Origin of the sequence: Exiguobacterium sp. s181 (genome assembly GCF_018617125.1) — a bacterium.
GTDB classification, from domain to species: domain Bacteria; phylum Bacillota; class Bacilli; order Exiguobacteriales; family Exiguobacteriaceae; genus Exiguobacterium; species Exiguobacterium profundum.
Genome location: NZ_JACSJM010000002.1, coordinates 877,820 through 892,508 on the forward strand (window position 1 = coordinate 877,820; position 14,689 = coordinate 892,508).

At 47.8% G+C, this 14,689-nt stretch carries 15 protein-coding genes and 1 riboswitch; of the genes, 4 read left to right on the forward strand and 11 right to left on the reverse strand.

Translation table 11 applies throughout. The features are described from left to right. Positions 1-6 precede the first annotated feature (6 nt). On the reverse strand, positions 7-411 hold the full coding sequence (locus KNO70_RS10970; protein ID WP_214812610.1) for a CoA-binding protein: 405 nt from the start codon (positions 409-411) through the stop codon (positions 7-9). 340 nt (positions 412-751) lie between these two features. Between KNO70_RS10970 and KNO70_RS10975 the strand changes: the two genes are divergently transcribed. Both KNO70_RS10975 and KNO70_RS10980 read left to right on the forward strand, forming a co-directional pair. Continuing rightward, the gene (locus tag KNO70_RS10975; RefSeq protein WP_214812611.1) at positions 752-1,795 is read left to right on the forward strand and encodes a GGDEF domain-containing protein; all 1,044 of its coding nucleotides are present in this window, start codon (positions 752-754) and stop codon (positions 1,793-1,795) included. A gap of 15 nt (positions 1,796-1,810) precedes the next feature. Further along, positions 1,811-2,824, forward strand: coding sequence for a tyrosine-type recombinase/integrase (locus tag KNO70_RS10980; RefSeq protein WP_214688701.1), 1,014 nt, complete (start codon positions 1,811-1,813; stop codon positions 2,822-2,824). A gap of 62 nt (positions 2,825-2,886) precedes the next feature. Here KNO70_RS10980 and KNO70_RS10985 read toward each other — a convergent pair whose 3' ends face one another. Genes KNO70_RS10985 through KNO70_RS10995 form a run of 3 tightly spaced genes read right to left on the reverse strand, consistent with a single transcriptional unit; the run spans position 2,887 to position 6,462 of the window. Next, positions 2,887-4,026: a hypothetical protein gene (locus tag KNO70_RS10985; protein WP_214731526.1), complete on the reverse strand. Its 1,140-nt coding sequence runs from the start codon at positions 4,024-4,026 to the stop codon at positions 2,887-2,889. Beyond that, the gene (locus tag KNO70_RS10990; protein ID WP_214812612.1) at positions 4,023-5,234 is read right to left on the reverse strand and encodes a hypothetical protein; all 1,212 of its coding nucleotides are present in this window, start codon (positions 5,232-5,234) and stop codon (positions 4,023-4,025) included. Before KNO70_RS10990 ends, KNO70_RS10985 begins: the two co-directional genes overlap by 4 nt. Before the next feature lie 55 nt (positions 5,235-5,289). Then, positions 5,290-6,462 (reverse strand): MalY/PatB family protein, encoded by a 1,173-nt coding sequence (locus KNO70_RS10995; protein WP_214684246.1) that lies wholly within the window; start codon positions 6,460-6,462, stop codon positions 5,290-5,292. A gap of 115 nt (positions 6,463-6,577) precedes the next feature. On the opposite strand from KNO70_RS10995, the gene KNO70_RS11000 reads away from it, so the two are divergent. Next, positions 6,578-7,231: a M48 family metallopeptidase gene (locus tag KNO70_RS11000; RefSeq protein WP_214688696.1), complete on the forward strand. Its 654-nt coding sequence runs from the start codon at positions 6,578-6,580 to the stop codon at positions 7,229-7,231. A 21-nt stretch (positions 7,232-7,252) separates the two neighbouring features. Here KNO70_RS11000 and KNO70_RS11005 read toward each other — a convergent pair whose 3' ends face one another. The 4 genes from KNO70_RS11005 to KNO70_RS11020 form a co-directional block, all read right to left on the reverse strand. Further along, on the reverse strand, positions 7,253-8,158 hold the full coding sequence (locus tag KNO70_RS11005; protein WP_214688695.1) for a methyl-accepting chemotaxis protein: 906 nt from the start codon (positions 8,156-8,158) through the stop codon (positions 7,253-7,255). Positions 8,159-8,316: 158 nt separating this feature from the next. Further along, positions 8,317-9,609 carry a hypothetical protein gene (locus KNO70_RS11010; RefSeq protein ID WP_214688694.1) on the reverse strand — a complete coding sequence of 431 codons (1,293 nt, stop codon included), beginning with the start codon at positions 9,607-9,609 and terminating at the stop codon, positions 8,317-8,319. Beyond that, positions 9,606-10,898 (reverse strand): hypothetical protein, encoded by a 1,293-nt coding sequence (locus KNO70_RS11015; RefSeq protein WP_214684238.1) that lies wholly within the window; start codon positions 10,896-10,898, stop codon positions 9,606-9,608. The genes KNO70_RS11010 and KNO70_RS11015 overlap by 4 nt, the downstream gene beginning before the upstream one ends. Positions 10,899-10,998: 100 nt before the next feature. Continuing rightward, positions 10,999-11,382 (reverse strand): DUF302 domain-containing protein, encoded by a 384-nt coding sequence (locus tag KNO70_RS11020; RefSeq protein ID WP_214684236.1) that lies wholly within the window; start codon positions 11,380-11,382, stop codon positions 10,999-11,001. A gap of 161 nt (positions 11,383-11,543) precedes the next feature. On the opposite strand from KNO70_RS11020, the gene KNO70_RS11025 reads away from it, so the two are divergent. Further along, entirely contained in the window at positions 11,544-11,939 is a 396-nt protein-coding gene (locus KNO70_RS11025) for a Spx/MgsR family RNA polymerase-binding regulatory protein (RefSeq protein WP_012726343.1), read from the forward strand. A 29-nt stretch (positions 11,940-11,968) separates the two neighbouring features. On the opposite strand, the gene KNO70_RS11030 is transcribed toward KNO70_RS11025, so the two are convergent. The 3 genes from KNO70_RS11030 to KNO70_RS11040 are packed head-to-tail and all read right to left on the reverse strand — an operon-like array spanning position 11,969 to position 14,470. Beyond that, positions 11,969-12,631, reverse strand: coding sequence for a methionine ABC transporter permease (locus tag KNO70_RS11030; protein WP_012726344.1), 663 nt, complete (start codon positions 12,629-12,631; stop codon positions 11,969-11,971). After that, entirely contained in the window at positions 12,603-13,637 is a 1,035-nt protein-coding gene (locus KNO70_RS11035) for a methionine ABC transporter ATP-binding protein (protein WP_214684233.1), read from the reverse strand. The genes KNO70_RS11030 and KNO70_RS11035 overlap by 29 nt, the downstream gene beginning before the upstream one ends. Positions 13,638-13,648: 11 nt before the next feature. Continuing rightward, the gene (locus KNO70_RS11040; RefSeq protein WP_214812613.1) at positions 13,649-14,470 is read right to left on the reverse strand and encodes a MetQ/NlpA family ABC transporter substrate-binding protein; all 822 of its coding nucleotides are present in this window, start codon (positions 14,468-14,470) and stop codon (positions 13,649-13,651) included. Between the two features lie 73 nt (positions 14,471-14,543). Then, positions 14,544-14,648, reverse strand: a riboswitch (SAM riboswitch). Positions 14,649-14,689 lie beyond the last annotated feature (41 nt).

Sequence of the window (14,689 nt, forward strand, 5' to 3'; positions counted from 1 at the left end):
TAGGTCTTATCCGAGTAGACGAGCATGCTCCACGTACAGGCAGCGGTTCTCGATATAATCGAGCCCGGCGTCACGCACGATTTGCTCCGCCTCAGCACTTGAGAGATCGAGCTGGTTGAAGACGAGCCCGACATCCCCATGTCGTACCGCATCTTCCGCGACACCCGCTAAAAATTCGTTGCGACGGAACACATCGACGATATCGATTCTACCCGGGATGCTCTCGACGGACGGATACGCCTTACGGCCGTTCCACTCCTCGAGCATCGGGTTGACAGGGATGACGGTATACCCGACACGAAGCAAATACTCCGCAATCTGGTTGGCCGTCTTGTTCGGGTTGTCGGACACACCGACGACCGCGATGGTCTTCGCTTCAGACAAAAGTTGCTTCAAACGCTGATCATCCATCCAAAATCCCCCTTTGGTTTACGTTTACAGTGTAACGTTACCTTCCTTCCTGTTTCAAGTCTTATTTTCATCATAAGGTATAATGACTCAACATTACAATTTCAAAACAAACCAATATGGTTTACATAACAAATTATTGTCTACCATTTATTTTGCTATAAAATCAATCAGTTGATTAACCACTCGATTGAGATACAATCACGCAATTCATGTACATTGCGTGAAATATCTATTTCACGCAATGATACATACGAAATTAGGACGTTTCTTAAAGTCATTTTACGGACTTCTATACAAATTTAATCATTGTTTCGTTATACTAAAAGAAAGGAGGTGTGTGATGGGAACAACCTATGAAACTCGTCGAGGAACACTATATAACGAACGAATTACTTTTTACGGCAATGTCATCGCTTGGTTGGTCCACTTCCTATTTTGCATCTTGTTTTATCGTTTGGATATGACTCTCTTATTCCTATCAAATGGCTTGAGTGTGATCTATTACACGATTTCATTCTACTTTGTACATAGGCGGTGGTACGGCATCTTCTTTACCGGACTTTTTATCGAAGTCGTTTACAACGCCGTCATCTCGACCGTCATTCTCGGTTGGGAGATCAACATGCATTATTTCATCCTCATGATGGCCTATGGTGTCTTTTTCATGCCAAGCGTATCCAGAAGCCAACGCATCTTGACCACGGCCATCGCGATGTTGATTTATAGCCTTCTGTTCATCTATGTGTCCGACGGCATCGAGACCCTACCGATTCAGGTGGAACAAGCGCTCGGACTCTTTTGCATCCTATCGACCGTGGTGATGATCGCAGGGCTCTCCTTCATCTTCGAGTCAGTCGTTGTCGAAGTGACAGATGAACTCGAACGATCCAATGAGCGATTGCAGATCCTAGCGTCTACGGATGGATTGACCGGACTATTGAACCGAAAAGTTGGGCATGAACAAGTTTCTAAAGCAATCGACAAAGCCGCTCATGAAGGCGTTCCGTATGCAATCGTTCTCGGTGACATCGATCGATTCAAATCGTTTAACGAGACGTACGGTCATGATTGTGGGGACCGGGTGCTTCAACAAGTGGCCTCCATATTATCCGATATCGACGGCATGGCCGTCCGCTGGGGAGGAGAGGAGTTTCTGGTCTACCTATCGAGTCCGTCCGGTGACTTCCTTCCAATCGTCGAGCAGTTGAGACAACAAATCGAGTCGACCCCTCTCCATTACGCAGGAGAACGTCTTCATGTCACAATGACATTCGGACTTGCGGTTCGTGTTGGTCACGATACGGTCGAAGAGATCGTCAAAGAAGCGGACAACTTCCTTCGTGAAGGGAAGCGTAGCGGAAAGAATCAAGTGAGAACTACATGAAGAAAGGGGCATTCTATGAGTATTTTCCGTCAACTTGGACAGCGGCAGACACCGACGACGACGAAACGCTTCGAGTTGAACGGGTTGCACCGACTACCCGCATTCATCCAACAGTTTTTTCATCATTTAGCAGCGAAGCATTATTCCAAACAGACGGCCCAGCGCTATGTGTATGACGTTTTAGATTTCTTTCGTTGGGTCGAGCACGTTAGTGGTACTGAGTTAGAGCCTGAAACGATTGACTTGCCATCATTCACAGAGATTGACCATGCCGGAGCAGAAGCGTATGCGACTTATCTTGCCCTCGATCTCGATAATGCTCCGAGCGTCATCAATCGGAAGCTTTCAACGTTACAGTCACTCTTCAATTACTTAATCGAGACCAATCAAGCAACGGTGAATCCTTTTCAAACCGTAGAACGCCCGAAACGCGGCAAACGGAACCCCGTCTATTTGACGGAATCGGAGTGGCTCGATTTCTCGACGCTCGTACGTAGCAATGTCGGCATGACGAATCGCGAGGCGAGTTGGTACGAAATGAATCGCGCGCGAGACTTTTTAATTATACAGTTACTCGGACTGACAGGAATGCGCGTATCCGAGCTCGTCGGACTCAATTGGTCCGATATCAACATTGAGACCGGAACGATTCGGGTCATCGGTAAAGGCAATAAGGAACGCTTGATCCCCATCGCAGGACCACTTCTTCCACTCCTCTCTGAGTATCGCGACACGTCGAGCGAAGGGGCGGTGTTCCAAAATGAGAAGGGGCAACGAATCGCTGTACGGACGGTTCAGCATATGTTGAAAGGGCATATTGACCGCTTAAAGCCTTACCTGCCGTTCTTGAGCTATAAACAGGTAACGCCACATAAACTCCGTCACACGTTCGCTTCACGTCTCGCCATGGGGGGCGTCGATGTGCTCACGATTCAACAGCTTCTCGGGCATGAATCTGTGGCAACGACACAAGTCTATGCCCATATCGGAGATGAACGGAAAAAACACGCAATATCGAGTTTACAATAATATGTTATGTAAACTATATATCCAAATATAACCACAACCTATATAATGGGTGGTGGTTATATTTATGTGCTGGACATTGACAAAATCAAAATGGCATCATCGATGACCATAAAATAGGCATTGTCATAAGTGAGACGTTCTTCCGATTCTAAATCGAAAATCACGACACCGCTCGTAAGTCCTTCCGTATATTCATGGACGAGATAGCGGCGTTCGATGACGCGTTCGAACGGTTCCACATCGATATAACGCGCACCGGTTGCGAGGTCGATGACTTCTGAGTGCATATCTGTCTCATCAACTTTGATAAAAATCGTCGAACTAATATCGTCGTACGTGAAATCAATCGGTTCATAAGCACCCCAATCGACGACCGATACTTCATGTAAGACATCGGGACCCGTCAAATCATAGATGACCTCCTCATTCAACGAGTCAACAAACGCGGAGAATCGAAGCGTCCCTTCATTTTCTCCTAGATATTGGACCGTGTCCCCTTCCCCTTGGAGACGGAGGATATCATCGAATGGCAATTCACCCCGTTGATCCCATATCGCCTCGACCGCCTCCTCGAGTGGGCAAATCAAGAGTGCCTCGGAATGGTCAATCGGGTCGTCAGGAGAGATGTGCCCATCATCGAGTGCATTGTAATAGTCAAACTCATCGAGTCTCGCGTTACAGACGATGTATGGAACACCATCGAATGTGGTCGTAAACAAATACAATTCTCGGAAACGTTCCGTCTTACCGACAAGACGCTCATCCCGAATACGCTCCCGTTGATTGGTCACGCGATCATAGAGCCACGCCTCATCCGATGATTCAAACGCCGTCAAAAAGAGGAAGTAACGATGATCCAGTACCCAGAACAATGTGCTATTTCCACGCTTCTCAAACGTCGTGACCACTTCTTCGGTGCCCGTCTTGTAAGAGAAGGCGATCAATTCTGTTTTGACCACCCCTTCACCGTCGGGGACCTCATTTATAAAATAGACGATGTCTCCATCGACGAATAGCTTTGGATAACCGTAATCCGCGTACTCCCTCCGGTTCAATTGTGTGATCATGCCATCCTCTTCGTCAAAGCGATAGAGCGAGAATGTCGTGCGATCTTTCTTCTCTCGATAGTAGACCGAGGTAGGGGTAACGGCGATCACATCTTCATGATCGATTGGCATGGCTCGTGCGTCAACGATTCTCATAAAGCACCTCTCTCTTGTCCGGATTCAGCGGGTTCGACTGTCACAAGCCCAGGTGGTCGTTTCGGGAACGTGATCCGTAGATGAGCATATTCAATCACATTCTGATGCGGATGGTTCTTGTCAATCCAGCGAATCCGTTGTTGATTCGCGAGGGCATGCCCGATCTTTTCTTCCATTTGGAATTTGGAGATGTCACGAAACGCGACTTCTTGAATGTATGTTTCCTCATCGGTTTCAAACTGTTGCCAGATTCCCATGATCAATTGACCGAGGGATGAGACACGTCGTTCAGGGAGCGTGATCGTCCCTAGTGTTCGACTCACTTCCTTCAGACACTCGTTCGAGTCGTCCGAGACGGCAAATAGTCGTTTTGCCGCGTTGTTCATGACGCGATAGCGACGTTTCCCACTTTCAAGCCTGAGCACCTGCGCGTATGGTTCAACCGGGACACCATGAAAAAATGTTTGCGTTCCGCCCCATGCGAATCCAAACGACGGGTCAAACTTCCGGATCGTCTGCATGAAGGACATCATAAAGTCCTCGACTTCTCGTCGTTCGAGTCGAAGCCATTCGGCCAAGGCGAGGGTTCCTTTCTCTTTCGAAATCCGATCGACCGGGAAGAAGAGCTCACCATCCGATAGACGATGAGATTTCAATTCGACGCCGTCAGCACGATAATCGGTCGACGGCCTCCCCCCTCTCCCCGCGTAGATGACCCACTCATCGTCTGTGCTTTCGATGGCATATGCTTGATGTGCCCACGGTGGCGTCACGTATAAGGCGGGATACTCCTCGAAGGTGTCGAGGTGAATGTACGAGCGGTCATTCCAAAGGTGGGCGACGAGGCGTACGACCTCCCCTGTCTCCGAATCTTTTGGGGCGATGTAATTTCCGGTATCTCCGATGAACGTCAAAATGTGAAAACCATACCCGTTATACAGGTGACGCACAATTCGTTCAAAGACGGCTGTCACCATGCGTTCAAATAACGGATGATCTTCATTCCGATTGAGCGTTGGCGAATCGACCGTACACATGAGCCAACCCATCCGCTCATATAGACGAACTCGGAGCGGATAAGAGATCAACGGAGAAGAACTCGCATGAATCTCAGTCAAGCGGATATTGGACATGTTTTCGACTTGCAAGGTGAAGCCGCTACGTCTTAACTGTTCCTCCATCTTTTTCTTCCAGTTGATCGTCTCCATCCCATTCACTCACTTTCTCTCATCATCTCATTGTGAATTTTTCCCGATTCTCGTTTTACACAAACGCTTTTCGTTCCATTTGCGCGCTCAGTCGCTGAATCGCCTCGTCCAATAGTTCACGACGTGTCCCAATATTCATCCGTTCGAATGATTCACCTTGAGGACCGAACGGACTACCCGGTGACAAGAAGATTCGGACGTTTTGATGCAGCCAAGACTTCCGCTCCTCGGCTGACATCGGTAACTCTGAGAAGTCAATCCAAAGTAGATAACTCGCTTCCGGACGGGTCGTATGGAGCATCGGGAGGTTTGATTCTATGGAATCGATCACGTCATTCATTTGTTGCTCCAATTCTTCCCGTAACTGGTCGAGCCAATGTTCCGCGCGGCTGTCGGTATAGGCGGCGATGATGGCCGTGTTCGCGAACGGTGTCGGGAGCACGTGATGTTTGTTCTGTACTTTCGTGATTTGCTTCCGCCACTCATCGACCGGACAAATGATGTAGGACGCAAACAATCCGGCGATGTTAAATGCTTTTGAGGGCGCACTCACCGTGATGACACGTGGGTCGAGTGTGCCGATTGCGGTATGTTGATGAGAAGGGAACGTCAAGTCTGCATGAATCTCGTCAGCGACGACGATCACCTCATATTGATTCGCGAGTGCTACGACCTTCTCTAGTTCCGCTCTCGTCCAAACACGTCCAACTGGATTATGTGGGGAACAGAGTAAGAAAAGTTTCGCTTGTTTCATCGCTTCCTCGAGTGCGACAAAATCCATCTCGTAGCGTTCGTCAGTTTTTTTCAACGGGGCATCGAACACTTGTCGCTTGGAACCGACAACGAGTTCGTGGAATGGTGGATAGACAGGTGACTGGATGACGACGCCATCTCCGACTTCAGTCAACGCCTCGACGATATGAGTCAACGCAGGCACAACACCGCTAGAGAATAACACATGGTTCGGGTCTACAATCAAATCGTGACGTCGGCCGTACCAATCACTGACCGCCTTCTGCGCTTCAGGTGCGAACAATGTATACCCGAATTCCCCTTGAGCGGCTTTTGCGGCGAGCGCCTCGGAGATGGACGGGGCAGTCCGGATATCGATATCCGCTACCCAGAGTGGTAACACATCATCTGACAAACGGAACCATCGCTCCAACCCGTCCCACTTCACCGAATTCGTACCTTTACGTTCAAGTTGTTGTTGTAAAATTGATTTCATGTTCATCCCTCCTCCTCTTACTGTATCAAAGTTGATTCGACTGCGTGCCAAAAAAGCATGGCAGTTTCTTGCCGACTTCGTTATACTCGATCGAGATAAGAAAGGAGGCACGTCAATGCGTGTTACCGTCATTCGCAACAATCGAAGAAAAAAAGCCGCATTTTATGTCACGCCAAACGGCATCGAGCTGCGTATTCCAGCACGTTTGTCTGAACGAGTCGTCGACCGCATACTAGAAGAGCACGACACATGGATTCGTGAGACGTTGCAGAATCTTCCTCAACAGACGTCTATTCTCGATAAGGGGCTCGTTTTTCATGGGAAAAACTATCCGACCAAGAAAGATGATGGCACGACTCTCCGATATGACGGCTCCTCATTTTTCGTTCCGAGGACATGGGACGAAAACGCCCTGGCTAAACATTATGAGGCATGGCTACGTGAACGCGCGCTTGAATATGTAATCAATCTGGCACCGACTTACGAAAGATTATTAGGTGTTAAAGCGAAAAAGATTCGTATCGGTCATCAAAAGACACGGTGGGGATCATGTAGTTCGAACGGAACCATCTCCATTAATGTCCGCCTCATGCTGGCGCCAAAAGAGATGATGGACTACGTCATCGCCCACGAATGGGTGCATCTCGTTCACTTCGATCACTCCCCTTCTTTTTGGAGAACGTTACAAACGATTTATCCGAACACCGCTTCAGCGAAAGATTGGTTGAAACGACACGGACATACGTTACAATTCAAAAAAACCGACTGACCCCGTGTAGGGTCAATCGGTTCACAGGTTGGATATAAATGTGTCGGCCGTATCATGTAACTCGGCTGCTGCCTGCTCGAACGTATGGAATCGCTCCATCGTCTGTTCCATCGTTTTTGCACTTAACTGAATCTCTTGATTGGACGCAGTGACACCTTCTACAATTTTCCGAAGCTCGACGTTCATCCCTTCCGTGTTCGAGTTGACGTCGATGACCGCACGTTCAACCATACGAGAGAGGTTTCGGATCTCAGTCGCAACCACATTAAATCCAAGCCCGTGTTCACCTGCTCGTGCCGCTTCGATGGCAGCATTCAGGGACAACAGATTCGTTTGTGCCGCAATCTCTTTGATCGACGAGGCAATTTTCGCGATGTCATCGGCTTGACGACGCAAGTTCTGAAGGGCATGGAGGTTGTCCGCAGCATCTTTCGCAAGCTTTTCAATCGTCTGATTCAATAATTTCGTGTCTTGCATGCCTGTCTTCGCCCGTTCATCGAGCACATCGGTCATCGATTTAAAGCGATACGCATAATCCTCAATCACTTGTTGCCGTGCGGTGATGTCCGATGCGATCTTGACGACACCGACGACATCATCTCCTTCAAAAATCGGCATATACGTCGCCTCGAGCCAAATGGTTTCCCCTTTTGCATTCTCGCGCTCCACTTTATCCGAGAAACTGAAACCACTCCATAATTTCTCCCAAAATGCCGAATACTCTGGACTATTGACAAAGGATGAAGGGCAGAACAAGTGATGCTGCATGCCAATCATCTCCTCGCGTCTGTATTTCATTGCTTTCGCGAACGTATCATTCACATCGACGACCCGGCGTTGACGGTCGAATCGAATCATCGCCATATTCATTTCAATGGATTGAAAAACGTCCTCAGATTGAATTCCTTTTTGGTTCAAAGTACTCATTATATATAGCAACCTTTCTTATTCTTAGAATGTTCTTACCAAATCGTGAATTTCAGTGTAACGTATCCCATAACATTCTATTACTCTCTTTTTATACAGAAGGTCAATATCTTGATTTTGAAGTATTTACCAAATGAAAATACGCCGAGGGGCGCCTTTCACTCATCTAAATCAGGGAAATAGGAGAAGAACGTTTCCGCCCCTGCACTGCTCAGTTTGAATGTTTGATTGCGTGTTTCATCCGTCACATAGACATCGACTTTTTTAGACCGTTTCTTGAAGCTTAATTGAAACTCTTGCCCTTTCCATCCCTCGATGATGGTAAGAAGGGGATAGTCCCCCACTTCTCCAGCTCGATCCACCGGTTCTGCCTCCTCAAATGCGTTCATCAAATCAGACATCTCGATTCCTGCAGCCCGCAGCACGTTCGGATAATCAATCGTTGCCTTTTCGTCTAAAGGAGTTTTATGGACGAACACGAACGGACCACTTGGTACGGCGGGATTCGATTCCTTGTCCGCTTCGATCGATTCATTCGTCGCAAATTCGCGATCCGTGTACGTGAGACGGACGTCTTTCGTCACACGCTTCCCGTCCTCAATAAAAGAGAACGTGTAGAGCGGTGTCTCGACCCCGGGTTCGAGCGATTTTGCCTGTAGTACCCGCTCAACTTTGAGCCCTTCAAATTGTTTTGGTTGCTGCTCTGGATGCGAATAATCATCTTTTGTTATAAGGACAATCGGGTCATAAGAAAGTAACCCACCTTCCGACTTAGCGAAAAAGTAAGCCTCTTTGGATTGTTCGTCGTAGCCGAGTGCGATTGTCATGCTTCCCATTTGCGCGTGATAAGGCTCAGTGATTGAGAGCGGTAAGATCCCTTCGTCCTCTCCGATGGTTAAATGGATACTTCCATTCAAGGAAGGGGTCACTTGAATCATCGTTTCGTCAATGAGATTGACGGGATCCTCGAAAACATCGGAATAATCGCTTTCCTTCAAACTCTCTTCTTGTTCCCGAGTTCCATTTGCAATTGTCGGGTTACTTGGAATGTTGACACCTTCAGAAGCCTGTACAAACGAAGGGAACTTCTCAACAAGTCCGACTCTCATCTCTGGAGAAAAGCCGTCCTGACAAATGACATAATTCTGTTCGCCTTTTACATACGTCACTAGCTTATAGGCATGTGCATCGTAGTCGGAAATCATGGCTTTTCGGTTCAAGACATACGAATTATAGACCGTGACGTCCTCAGGGATTTGGGGAACCGGGTCATCGGTGCATGCAAGAAGTAAATCGCTCGCCCACGTCTCCGACCCGGTAGTAAAGCTGTTCATGTCTCGTACATCCCATTGTGATGGCATATGATCCAGTTTGACGACCTTTACCTCTTCACCACCACAACCCGATAATATTCCAACTGTACATAAAGTGAATAATAGTCGTTTCATCATGATTTTTCGTACTCCGGGAAAATATCCAAAAACACTTCCGCCCCTTTACTAGATAATTTAAATGTCTGCTCGCGAAGCGGGTCTGTCAGATAGATGTCGATTTTTTTTGACCGCTGTTTATAGCTGATTTCAAATTCTTGCCCTTTCCATCCATCCATCAACGTCAAGTATCGATAGTCTGCAGGCTCACCTTTGCGGCTGACCGGTTCTGCCTCCTTCAATACTTCCATGACTTGTTCAGATTCTTCCGTCGAGATTTCAATAAAATCAGGATAAGCGAGCTCATTTCCATCAAACGGTTTCCGGTGTGAGACGACTCTTGGACCATCTTCTTGGGCCGGCATCCACTCTTCATACATCGAATCGGGTTCTTCGCCTTCTTTCAGCAACGTACCTTCAACAAAGCGAACCGTCATCGTTTCAGTCACGGGTTCACCATCCCGCATGTAATGGAACGTATATATGGGAACCGCTTCTCCTTTTTTTATCTCTCCAGGTTCGATGATGGTGTCGACGCTTAACTCTTCAAAGGACTGTTTTTCTATTGACGCAGGATCCTCTAGTTCTTCAAACTGTAATTGCTGATAAACAAAGCGTTCATTGAATGAAAAAAGAATATACGGTTGAGATGTTTGTCGATCGAGTCCGATGGCAATCTGTCGATGCGGCATATCGGTTCCGATTGGTTGAAAACTAGTGAGCGAATGTCTCGTCGCATTACCATCGAGCTCTAGTTCAAGCTCTCCGAATAGTGCCGGTTCAATTTCAAGCAATGTATCTCGGAACGGGATGATCTCGATTTCATCGATTTTCAGTCCGTCTGTTTTCATTAGCTTGTCCTTTGAGGACGAAGATGTTTGATGAAGGCTAGGTAATCGGGGGACGCTGATTCCTTCAGATGTATTCACAAAATCCGGAAACTTATCGATTGTCTTCGCCATCCATTGATTCGTATAATCTTCTCGACATACGACATATCGTTCGTCACCTTCTAAATAAGTAACTACCTTCATCGAGTACGGATCCATGGATGACACGACCCCGTTTCGCCCTGCGAACACTGTCTGATATACAGTGACATCTCCTTTTAGCTTAGTCGTTCGTTCGCCCTCACACGCCTCGAGCACTTCTCTCGTTTCGTTGACTTGAACAAATTCTCCTTCTTTCGTATAACTCTCGAGATTCCATTGATTTTCTATGTAATCTAGTTGAATGACTTCTATATTAGATGCCCCACATGCGCTTAAAAATGAAGCACTAAGTAACATCATGATTCCTCTTTTGTACAAAATATCTCCTCCTATAATCTCCTCATCCAATTTTACCATTATCTAACTATCCTATACGAAAAAAAATCCGCTCACGTTTCATGAGCGGATGGTAGAACAATCATTTACTTTGGTCGATGGCACGTTGCAATCGGGACTCGACGTCTAACGCGACGGCTTGTAACGATTCGTCATCGATGAGGCGAATTAATTCAGTCGGTCTCGGCATACCAATTTGGGTATGGTCTTCTTTTTCGAACACCGCGATTTTGCATGGAAGGAAGTAGCCTCCTTCTAATTGTTGCGACAGCACTTCTTTTGCCGCCTTCGGATTGCATACTTCTAATATACGATACTTCCCATCAATCCCCTGTCCCTTTTTCTCGAGCGTCTCACTCAAATCAAAGTCCCAGAGCACCCCGAATGATTCTTCTTTCAATGCTTCTCCGAGACGAATGACAACGTCATCCACGGTACGGTCAGATTGTACGGTATAGTCAAACATCTTCATTCCTCCTTATGTGGTTACTCATGAAATCTGTACCCGAACGAAGTCATGCTCAATCAAAAAGAAACTGTATGTGATTTGAAACATAATCACGCACTCGAACGTATAAAAGGAGATAATAGTTAGAACCAAACTGATGTAAAGGAGAAGTGGTTGTCGTGACGGTCACGGTATTCACGCATACGAGCTGCAGTTCTTCCAGAAAAACGATTGATTGGTTACGGGAACAAAAGATTCCCTTCATCGAAAAGAAATTGACAGACCAAGGTTTATCCTTCGGAGAATTCAAAGAGATGTTAAGCCTGACGGAAAATGGGACGACGGACTTGTTGTCGGTCCAAAAGAGTGTCTATAAACAAGCGGCAGAGAAACTAGATGAGATGTCGATTCGTGAGCTATATAGCTTCGTCGCCTCGAATCCTCAAATCCTGAAAAGTCCGATCGTCTTCGACCATCATCGCATCCAGGTCGGTTTCAGTGAAAAAGAGATTCGGACGTTCATCCCGAGACATGACCGCATCGCTGAACTGAAACGTCTGCTCCATAACGCATAAATCGTGTCGCTTTCGCGACACGATTCTTTTTATGCCTTTTTCAATTTTGCCGCCAGTCGATTCCCGAAGGATTGGATGGACTGAACGAGGAGGATGAGGACGAAAATGGTCACGTACATGACTTCCGGTTCGAAACGAAGGTGTCCGTATTGATAGGCGATGTCCCCCAGTCCACCTGCCCCGACGAGTCCCGCCATCGCCGTCGCTCCAATCAACCCGATCGTCGCAATCGTCAATCCGAGAACGATAGAAGAACGTGCTTCACGGATTAACACATACCAGATGATTTTTCTCGTCGAGATGCCCATCGCTTCATACGCCTCGATGACCCCGCGGTCGACTTCGAGTAGTGCTGACTCCATGAGTCGGGCGATATATGGAGCGGTGAAGACGATCAAGGGAAGTAAGACGCCCTGCACGCCGATTGTCGTCCCCATGATGAACCGTGTGAACGGTAAGATGAAGAACAACAGAATGATGAACGGGATGGAACGGATGACGTTGATAACGCTCGATAAGCCACCATAGACGAATCGGTTTGCGAGTCTGCCATTCGGTCTCGTCAAAACGAGCAACGTCCCGAGCGGCAATCCGATCAAGGTCGAGATCAAAAGCGCGATGCTCGTCATCGTCAACGTTTGAACCGTTCCTGTCCAGATTAAGTCACCCCAGTCTGTCCAAAACTGTTGCATGCTTTGACACCTCCCTCACATGTACGCCGCTCGTCTTCAAATAACGGACGGCGAGTTCCGTTTGATCATGATCCCCGTCAAGATGGACAAGTAAGTTTCCGACAAGCCCCGCCTTTAACTTCTTGATTCCGCCTCCGATGATGTTCGGAAGGATGCCGAACCGCTTGGTCAATTGTGCCAGGACTGCTTGTTCTGTCTGACTGCCGATGAACGACAAGTGGACGAGCGTTCCCCGAGTCTGGAGTTCCGAGACGACTTCTTCCGGCACGTCGAGGTTTGTCTTAAGAAACTTCTGGGTCGTCTCGTGTGACGGATTGGAGAAGACGTCTAGTACGTGTCCTTGTTCAACGATTTGGCCACGATCGATGACGGCGACCCGGTCACAGATTCGTTCGATGACTTCCATCTCATGTGTGATCAAGAAAATCGTCAATCCGAGCTCGCGATTGATTTCGAGCAGTAACTCTAAAATCGACTCGGTCGTCTCAGGGTCGAGTGCACTTGTCGCCTCATCACTGAGGAGAATATCAGGCTCGTGGGCGAGCGCTCGCGCAATGGCGACACGTTGTTTCTGTCCACCTGACAATTGTTCAGGGTAATGGTTCCGATGTTCGCTCAGTCCGACGATTTGGAGATAGCGGTCGACCCGTTCACGGATGACCTGCTTCCCGAGACCTTCGAGACGAAGCGGGATAGCGACATTCTCTTCGACGGTCGCGGTCTTCAGCAGGTTGTAGTGCTGAAAGATCATACCGATTCGCTGGCGTAACGTCGACAACCCTTTCTTTTTGAGGAGCGTGATATCTTGTCCCTCGATCTCGACGACCCCTGATGTCGGGCGCTCCAAAAGATTGATCATCCGGATGAGCGTACTCTTACCGGCACCACTTCGTCCGATGATTCCGAAGATTTCCCCTCTCTCAATCGTGAGGGAGACATCATCGAGTGCCGTGATCGTGTCTCCGTTGACCTTGAACTCCTTGGTGATTTGTTTCAGTTCAATCATAAGACCCCTCCTTAAAACGCCGGCACGACCGAACCATTGAATTCTTCTTCGATGAAGGCACGTACTTCATCTGAATGATAGTAAGACTTCAGTGTCTTCACGACTTCATCTTCTTTATTGGCCGAACGGACGACGACGTAGTTCGGATATGGGTTGTCAACCGTATCTTCATGGAAGAGGGCATCTTCATTAATGGATAGACCTGCTCCCATCGCGAAGTTCGTGTTGATGGCCGCGAGTGCCACTTCCGGGAGTTGCGTCGGCAGTTGGGATGCTTCGAGTTCAATAAATTCGAGGTTGAGCGGATTCTCCGCAATGTCGCGCTTCGTTGCTTTATCCGTCAATCCTTCTTTTAACGTGATGAGCCCAGCCGTTTCATATAGTCGTAACGCACGGAGCTCATTCGCCGGGTCGTTCGGGACGGCCACTTTATCGCCTTCCTTTAAGTCCTTGATATCCGTCAATTTCTCTGAATAGAGCCCCATCGGGAAAGCGACCGTCTTGAAGACGTCGTCAATCTTATACCCCTTGTCCGCTTTTTGCAGTTCGAGGAACGAGAGCGTCTGATAGCTGTTCACGTCGAGACTTCCTTCGTCGAGAGCGGTGTTCGGGGTGTTGTAATCATTGAATACTTTGATATCGATTTCGAGCCCATCTTCTTTTGCGAGCTCCTGTACTTTCTCGGCGATTTGCTCGTGTGGTCCACCAGTCACGCCGATCGTTAGCTCTTTCGTGCTTAGCGTCTCGCTCGCCTCGGATTGTCCGCACGCCGAGAGTGCGATGGCCGCAAGGATAGATGTACCTGCCAAAATGGTTTTTTGTTTAATGTTCATGAATGATTCCTCCTCCAAATGAAAAGCCCGCTACTCAAAAAGAGCGGCGGGCACGACACGTGAAAGTCGGACACGCTCATCTCCCAGACGTCTCGTCTGTTGGAATTAGCACCATGATCATAACTGATCTGGTTGCCGGGTTTCATCGGGCCAGTCCCTCCACCACTCTTGATAAGCAATCGGTTCTATTATTTTGTTATTATATTACTGATAAAAGAA

Excerpts from the sequence above, each read along its gene's own strand:
- KNO70_RS11030 (WP_012726344.1), bottom strand. The coding sequence starts at position 12,631 with ATGCAACAGTTTTGGACAGACTGGGGTGACTTAATCTGGACAGGAACG.
- KNO70_RS11035 (WP_214684233.1), bottom strand. The coding sequence starts at position 13,637 with ATGATTGAACTGAAACAAATCACCAAGGAGTTCAAGGTCAACGGAGAC.
- KNO70_RS11010 (WP_214688694.1), bottom strand. The coding sequence starts at position 9,609 with ATGATGAAACGACTATTATTCACTTTATGTACAGTTGGAATATTATCG.
- KNO70_RS11000 (WP_214688696.1), top strand. The coding sequence starts at position 6,578 with ATGCGTGTTACCGTCATTCGCAACAATCGAAGAAAAAAAGCCGCATTT.
- KNO70_RS10995 (WP_214684246.1), bottom strand. The coding sequence starts at position 6,462 with ATGAAATCAATTTTACAACAACAACTTGAACGTAAAGGTACGAATTCG.
- KNO70_RS10980 (WP_214688701.1), top strand. The coding sequence starts at position 1,811 with ATGAGTATTTTCCGTCAACTTGGACAGCGGCAGACACCGACGACGACG.
- KNO70_RS10975 (WP_214812611.1), top strand. The coding sequence starts at position 752 with ATGGGAACAACCTATGAAACTCGTCGAGGAACACTATATAACGAACGA.
- KNO70_RS10985 (WP_214731526.1), bottom strand. The coding sequence starts at position 4,026 with ATGAGAATCGTTGACGCACGAGCCATGCCAATCGATCATGAAGATGTG.
- KNO70_RS10990 (WP_214812612.1), bottom strand. The coding sequence starts at position 5,234 with ATGGAGACGATCAACTGGAAGAAAAAGATGGAGGAACAGTTAAGACGT.
- KNO70_RS11040 (WP_214812613.1), bottom strand. The coding sequence starts at position 14,470 with ATGAACATTAAACAAAAAACCATTTTGGCAGGTACATCTATCCTTGCG.
- KNO70_RS11020 (WP_214684236.1), bottom strand. The coding sequence starts at position 11,382 with ATGTTTGACTATACCGTACAATCTGACCGTACCGTGGATGACGTTGTC.
- KNO70_RS11005 (WP_214688695.1), bottom strand. The coding sequence starts at position 8,158 with ATGAGTACTTTGAACCAAAAAGGAATTCAATCTGAGGACGTTTTTCAA.
- KNO70_RS10970 (WP_214812610.1), bottom strand. The coding sequence starts at position 411 with ATGGATGATCAGCGTTTGAAGCAACTTTTGTCTGAAGCGAAGACCATC.